This is a genomic window from Streptomyces sp. NPDC001027, assembly GCF_040299045.1.
Lineage (GTDB): Bacteria > Actinomycetota > Actinomycetes > Streptomycetales > Streptomycetaceae > Streptomyces.
In genome coordinates, this window is sequence record NZ_JBEPBI010000350.1 from 1 (window position 1) to 6,193 (window position 6,193).

A 6,193-nucleotide genomic window follows, 5' to 3' on the forward strand; every position below is an offset into this window, starting at 1 on the left:
GGGGGGGGTGGGGGGGGGGTTTGGCCCCCCCCCCCGGGGGCGGGTCCCCCCGGGTGCCCCCCGCCCCCCGCCCGTTTGGCCCCCCCCCCCCGCGCCGCCGGGGGGGGGCGGACCGCTGTGCTTGTGGGGCCCCCTCCTCCTGTGCGTAGAATTCGGCCGCCCTCCGGGCCGCTCCGGAAACCCTCCGGAGCGGCCCGGACACTTGTCGTAGCCCTGCGGGGGGCGTCGGTCCGGCACGTGCCGGAGGCAGTGACCGGGAACGGACGGTCAATTTCCGTTTCCCCTCGCCCGTTTGGCGGGCGATCAGTAGCCTCAGCCTCGAACACCGGATCGCCTACGCCTTGGAGAGATAGATGGAGCGTCCCGCCTGGGCCCCTCGGAGCATCGACATCTCGGTGCCGAGCGTCTCGCGGATCTACGACTACTACCTGGGCGGATCGCACAACTTCGAGGTGGACCGGGAAGCGGCCCGCAGGGCGATGGAGTTCATCCCCGGACTGCCGAAGATCAGCCAGGCGAACCGGGCGTTCATGCGTCGTGCCGTGCGGTACGCGGTCGCCGAGGGCGTCACCCAGTTCCTCGACATCGGCTCCGGGATCCCCACGTTCGGCAACGCGCACGAGATCGCTCGGGCGGCGAGCCCCGGCGCGCGCGTGGTCTACGTCGATCACGACCCGGTCGCCGTGGCGCACAGCCAGGCGGTGCTGACGGACTGCGACGGGGTGGACGTCGTGGCCGCCGACCTGCGCAAGCCGCAGGAGATCCTGACCAGCCCGCAGGTGGAGCAACTGCTCGACCTGGAGCGGCCGGTGGCCCTCCTGCTGGTCGCGGTGCTCCACTTCGTCGAGGACGCCGACGACCCGTACGCGGCGGTGGCCGAACTCGGCGCCGCGCTCGCGCCCGGCAGTCTGCTGGTGCTCACGCACGCCTCGTACGAGGGAATCCCGCAGTTGTCGGGGCGGGCCGAGGGCGCCGTCGACGTGTACAAGGACATTCGCAATCCGCTGGTCATGCGCTCACGTGACGAGATCGGGCGGTTCTTCGAGGGGTACGACATGGTGGAGCCGGGACTGGTGCCGATGCCGCACTGGCGGCCGGAGACGGCGCCGGAGGAGGAGGACCCGTGGGCCTTCTCCGGTTTCGCCGGCGTGGGGCGCACGGCGTGAGTGCGGAGCCGGACGGGCCGGAGGACAGACTGCGGCGGTTCGTGACGATCTGGAGCCGGGCCGTGTACCCGGTGACCTCGACGTCGCTGACCCGCCCCGAACTCGAAGAGCAACTCCTGCCGCTGGCCAGGCGGTTGCGCGAGGCGCTGCTGGAGCGGACGCTCGACGCCGACGCCGCCAAGGCGGTCGGCGCGGCCCTGGTCGACGTGCACTGCACCGACCCCGAGGCGCTCAGCCGCACACTCGACTGCGTCGACGCCTATCTGGTGCTCTACTGCGGCGAGGACGGCCCCCAGGAGGACCTGCGCACCCGCGCCTCCCGTCTGCAGCACGCCATGGCGGGCGGCTACGCGGCGGCGCTGCGCGACCGCACCCTTGCCGAGCAGGAGGCCATCGCCCAGGCCGCGTTGCGCGCCCAGGGCGTCGTCGCGCAGGCGCTGCACGCCAGCGAGGCACGCTTCCGCGCGGTGTTCGAGGGGGCCGCGATAGGGATCAGCATCGCCGACCTGGAGGGCAACGTCCTCCAGGTCAACGGGGCGTTGCTGCGCATGTTCGGCGGTTCGGAGCAGTCGCTGCTCGGCCGCAAGGTCCAGGACTTCACCCACCCCGAGGACGCGCCGCAGACCTGGCGGCTCTACGACGAGCTGGTCCGCGGCGAACGGGAGCACTACCACACGGAGAAGGCGTTCAGCCGCCCCGACGGGACGGTCCTGTGGACCAACCTGACGGTCTCGCTGCTGCGGGACGCCGACGGGCTCCCGCAATACCAGCTGGCCCTGATGGAGGACACCACCGAGCGCCGGCTGCTCAATCTGCGGCTGCGCTACGAGGCCACCCACGACGCGCTCACCGGCCTGCCCAACCGCACCCTGTTCTTCGAACGGCTGGAGAAGGTGCTGGCGGCCGGCGAGGGCCGTCGGTTCGGGCTGTGCTACCTCGACCTCGACGGCTTCAAGACCATCAACGACAGCCTGGGACACGCCGCCGGCGACCGGCTGCTGGTGGAGGTCGCCGACCGGCTGCAGTCCTGCGCGACCGCGCCCGGCGAGATGGTCGCCCGCCTCGGCGGCGACGAGTTCGTGGCGCTGACCACCGGCCCCGACACCCGCCACGAGGTCGACGAGCTCGCCGCGCGCATCATGAACGCGCTGATCGCGCCCGTGAGCATCGACGGCCGTGAGCTGACCGTGCGCGGCAGCATCGGCATCGTCGAAGGACCGGCCGGGGAGCGCAGCGCGGCGGAGGTGCTGCGCAGCGCCGACATCACCATGTACCGGGCCAAGTCGGCGGGCGGCAACCGCTTCGAGGTCGCCGACCCGGAGGCCGACGCCCGCGCCATCACCCGGCACGGCCTGACCACGGCGCTCCCGGCGGCCCTCGAACGCGGCGAGTTCTTCATCGAGTACCAGCCGCTGGTCCACCTCGGCGACGGCAGCGTGCGCGGCGCGGAGGCGCTGGTGCGCTGGCTGCATCCGCAGCACGGCGTGCTCGGACCCGACCGGTTCATCCCGCTCGCCGAGCACACCGGGCTGATCGTGCCGCTGGGCCGCTGGGTGCTGGAGGAGTCGGTGCGGCAGGCCGGCGAGTGGCGGGAACGCAACGAGGACACCGGCCCCCTGCGCATCAACGTCAACCTGTCCCCGTGCCAGCTCACCCACCCCGGCCTGGTGCAGGACACCGTCGACATCCTGGAGCGCGCGGGCGTCGACCCGGCGGCGCTGTGCCTGGAGGTGACGGAGTCGGCGTTGATCGGCGCCGACGACGCCCTGCTCAAGCCGCTGCGCCGGCTCGCCGAGATGGGCGTGGACATCGCGCTCGACGACTTCGGCACGGGCTACTCCAACCTCGCCAACCTGCGCCGGCTCCCGGTGAGCGTGCTCAAGCTGGACCGCTCCTTCACCCAGGGCATGCAGCAGTTCCCGGCGGACCCCGTCGACCTCAAGATCGTCGAGGGGATCGTCTCGCTCGCGCACAGTCTGGATCTCGCGGTCACCGTGGAGGGCGTGGAGACCGGCGCCCAGGCCGAGCAGCTGCGGATACTCGGCTGCGACACGGCCCAGGGCTGGTACTACGCACGCCCCGGCCCCCCGGACCGCCTGCACGACCTGGCCATGGTGGACGCGACGGGCTGACCCCGGGGCGGGAACGCTCCGGGTGGGGGGAGCGGGCGGTCGCGCGGACCGCGCCCATGTGCCGCGTCCACGGGCGGGCCCATGTGCCGCGCTCACAGCGCTCGGCCCGCCGTGCCGCGCGCGGGCCGGCTCACCGCTCCAGCAGCATGCGCTGCAGCTCCCGTGCCGCCCGGGGCGGCGCCACGTCGCTGCGGTGGGCCAGGGCGATCGTGCGGTGCAGGCCCGGCCGGGCGAGCGGGGTGACCCGCAGGCCCCGGCCGGAGCGGGCGGCCACCATACGGGGGACGACAGCCACGCCGAGGCCGGCCCGTACGAACCCGAGCACCGCGTCCATCTCGCCGCCCTCGACGGCGAAGTCGGGTTCGAAACCCTCGGCGCGGCACGCGGCCACCGTGAGCTCCCTCAGGTCGTAGCCGTGCCGGAACATCACCATGCGCTCGCCCTCCAGGTCGGCGATCCGCACAGTACGCCCCTGTCCCGGCCGGGGCGCCTCCGGTGAGGACACCACCACCAGGTCCTCACGCAGCAGCTCCACCGTGGTCAGCGCCGGGGACGGGCTGGGCAGCGGCAGGACGACGAGGGCGAGGTCCAGGGCGCCGCGCGCCAGTTCGCGGACGAGGTCGTGCGAACCGCCCTCCTCGATCAGCAGCCGGATGCCCGGATAGCGGTCGTGGAAGGCGCGCAGCACGTCCGGCAGCAGGCCCGTGCAGACACTGGGCGTCGCCCCGAGCCGCACCCGCCCGCCGCGCAGCTGCACCAGCTCCTGCACCTCGTACCGGGCGGTCTCGGTGTCCGCGAGGATCCGCCGGGCCAGCGGCAGCAGCGCCTCGCCCGCGTCCGTGAGCGTGATGTTGCCGCGCGCCCGCAGGAACAGATCCGCCCCCAACTCCCGCTCCAGCGCCTTGATCTGCTGCGACAGCGACGGCTGCGCCACGTGCACGAGCTCGGCGGCACGGGTGAAGTGCCGGGTCTCGGCGACCGCCACGAAGTACTGGAGCTGCTGGAACTGCATGCCTTCAGCCTACGCCGCTCGATAGGCAGAGCCTATGGAATCAAGGCGGACCATGTCTTGGACCGATCGGCCGGTGCGGCCGTAGCGTCTGCAGACATGGCTCTGGCAACGCGGACGGACCGACGGTCGTCCATGGCGCGCACCGTGTGGGACTCCTCCGTCGGCAAGAAGACCGTGATGGCCGTCAGCGGCATGATCATGCTGCTGTACCTGGTCGCCCACGTCATCGGCAACCTCAAGATCTTCTTCGGTCCCACGGAGTTCAACCACTACGCCCACTGGCTGCGCACGGTCGGCGAACCGTTCATGCACTACGGGTGGACGCTCTGGCTCGTCCGCGTGGTGCTCGTCGTCGCCGTGGTCGCCCACGCCGTCTGCGCGTACCAGCTCAGCCGCCGCGACATCAAGGCGCGGCCCGTCACGTACGTGCACAGGAAACCGCGGGCGAGCTACGCCACCCGCACCATGCGCTGGGGCGGCGTCATCCTCGCCCTCTTCATCGTGTGGCACGTCCTCGACCTGACCACCGGCACCGTGCACAGCGGCGGCTTCCAGGAGGGCCACCCGTACCAGAACGTCGTGGACACCTTCTCCACCTGGTACGGCAACGCCGTCTACATCGTCGCGATGCTCGCCGTGGGCCTGCACGTGCGGCACGGCTTCTGGAGCGCGGCCCAGACCCTCGGCGCCGGCAGCCGCACCCGCGACCGCGCCCTCAAGATCTTCGCCGACGTCCTCGCACTGCTGCTCACGGCCGGCTTCCTCGCCGTGCCGGTGGGCGTCATGACCAAAGTGGTGAGCTGAACATGAGTCCCTTCTCGTCCTACGCGCACTACACGACCGGTGAGCCGGTCGTCGACGCCAAAGCTCCCTCCGGCCCCGTCGCCGAACGCTGGGACAAGCGCCGCTTCGAGGCCGGGCTGGTCAACCCCGCCAACCGGCGCAAGCACACCGTGATCGTCGTCGGCACCGGCCTCGCCGGCGCGTCCGCCGGCGCCACGCTCGCCGAACAGGGCTACCGCGTCGTGCAGTTCTGCTACCAGGACTCCCCGCGCCGCGCCCACTCCATCGCCGCCCAGGGCGGCATCAACGCGGCGAAGAACTACCGCAACGACGGCGACTCCGTGCACCGGCTCTTCTACGACACCGTCAAGGGCGGCGACTTCCGGGCCCGGGAGTCCAACGTGCACCGGCTCGCGCAGATCTCCGTCGAGATCATCGACCAGTGCGTCGCGCAGGGCGTGCCCTTCGCCCGCGAGTACGGCGGCCTGCTCGACACCCGCTCGTTCGGCGGCGTACAGGTCTCACGGACCTTCTACGCCCGCGGTCAGACGGGCCAGCAACTGCTCCTCGGCGCCTACCAGGCGCTCAGCCGGCAGATCGCCGCCGGCAGCGTCGAGATGCACCCGCGCACCGAGATGCTCGACCTGATCGTCGTCGACGGCCGGGCCCGCGGCATCGTGGCCCGGGACCTGATCACCGGGAGGATCGACACCTACGTCGCGGACGCCGTCGTCCTGGCCAGCGGCGGTTACGGAAACGTCTTCTACCTGTCGACCAACGCCATGAACTCCAACGCCACCGCCGTCTGGCGGGCGCACCGGCGTGGCGCCTACTTCGCCAACCCCTGCTTCACGCAGATCCACCCCACCTGCATCCCGCGCACCGGAGACCACCAGTCGAAGCTGACGCTGATGAGCGAGTCGCTGCGCAACGACGGCCGGATCTGGGTCCCGAAGGCCAGGGGCGACGACCGTCCGCCGAACCGGATCCCCGAGGACGAGCGCGACTACTACCTGGAGCGCGTCTACCCCTCCTTCGGCAACCTGGTCCCGCGCGACATCGCCTCGCGCGCCGCCAAGAACGTCTGCGACGAGGGCCGG

Annotated in this window: 5 protein-coding genes; 4 read left to right on the forward strand and 1 reads right to left on the reverse strand. The window is 71.9% G+C overall.

The genetic code is table 11. The features are described 5' to 3' along the window. Window positions 1-353: 353 nt before the first annotated feature. Together ABT300_RS40250 and ABT300_RS40255 are read left to right on the forward strand one after the other, a co-directional pair. The gene (locus ABT300_RS40250; RefSeq protein WP_351687016.1) at window positions 354-1,166 is read left to right on the forward strand and encodes an SAM-dependent methyltransferase; all 813 of its coding nucleotides are present in this window, start codon (window positions 354-356) and stop codon (window positions 1,164-1,166) included. Beyond that, window positions 1,163-3,298: a putative bifunctional diguanylate cyclase/phosphodiesterase gene (locus ABT300_RS40255; protein ID WP_351687018.1), complete on the forward strand. Its 2,136-nt coding sequence runs from the start codon at window positions 1,163-1,165 to the stop codon at window positions 3,296-3,298. Before ABT300_RS40250 ends, ABT300_RS40255 begins: the two co-directional genes overlap by 4 nt. Before the next feature lie 130 nt (window positions 3,299-3,428). Here the strand turns inward: ABT300_RS40255 and ABT300_RS40260 are convergent, their stop codons facing one another. Further along, window positions 3,429-4,310 carry a LysR family transcriptional regulator gene (locus tag ABT300_RS40260; RefSeq protein ID WP_351687020.1) on the reverse strand — a complete coding sequence of 294 codons (882 nt, stop codon included), beginning with the start codon at window positions 4,308-4,310 and terminating at the stop codon, window positions 3,429-3,431. 132 nt (window positions 4,311-4,442) lie between these two features. Between ABT300_RS40260 and ABT300_RS40265 the strand changes: the two genes are divergently transcribed. Together ABT300_RS40265 and sdhA are read left to right on the forward strand one after the other, a co-directional pair. Continuing rightward, a complete protein-coding gene (locus tag ABT300_RS40265; protein WP_351687024.1) occupies window positions 4,443-5,114 on the forward strand; it encodes a succinate dehydrogenase in 672 nt (223 codons plus the stop codon). Between the two features lie 2 nt (window positions 5,115-5,116). Beyond that, a partial coding sequence (gene sdhA / locus ABT300_RS40270) for a succinate dehydrogenase (quinone) flavoprotein subunit (protein ID WP_351687022.1) occupies window positions 5,117-6,193 on the forward strand: 1,077 nt, incomplete at its 3' end.

Excerpts from the sequence above, each read along its gene's own strand:
- ABT300_RS40250 (WP_351687016.1), top strand. The coding sequence starts at position 354 with ATGGAGCGTCCCGCCTGGGCCCCTCGGAGCATCGACATCTCGGTGCCG.
- ABT300_RS40260 (WP_351687020.1), bottom strand. The coding sequence starts at position 4,310 with ATGCAGTTCCAGCAGCTCCAGTACTTCGTGGCGGTCGCCGAGACCCGG.
- ABT300_RS40265 (WP_351687024.1), top strand. The coding sequence starts at position 4,443 with ATGGCGCGCACCGTGTGGGACTCCTCCGTCGGCAAGAAGACCGTGATG.